This window comes from Streptomyces sp. SID14478, assembly GCF_010548525.1.
GTDB lineage: Bacteria > Actinomycetota > Actinomycetes > Streptomycetales > Streptomycetaceae > Streptomyces.
Map to the genome: position 1 here is coordinate 1 of NZ_JAAGMG010001179.1, position 295 is coordinate 295.

1 protein-coding gene is annotated in these 295 nt (G+C 73.9%); it reads left to right on the forward strand.

The annotated features are described in order from the left end of the window. Nucleotides 1–295, forward strand: a 295-nt coding sequence (locus G3I40_RS37300) for a hypothetical protein (RefSeq protein WP_203645459.1), incomplete at both ends; no start/stop codon positions are given.

Consider the following 295-nt stretch of genomic DNA (forward strand, 5'->3'; position numbering starts at 1 on the left):
GTCCACCAGCGGCATCGACGTACCCGAACTGCGCCTGAAGGGGCAGCGGGAGACCCTGGAGACCTACCGGGGCCTGGTCTCCGCCAACCCGGCGGACGCCCCCGCGACCGGCGCGCTCGTCGACATCGGCACCGGCACCCCCGAGGACTGGGAGCGGGCCGGGGACGTGCGCGGCAAGGTCGTCCTGTACGCCTATCCGCCGGCCCGCACCGAGAACGAGCCGGTCTACCAGGACGACCTCGACGTGTACGCGGAGGCCGAGAAGCGCGGCGCGATCGCGCTGGTCGGCGGCGTC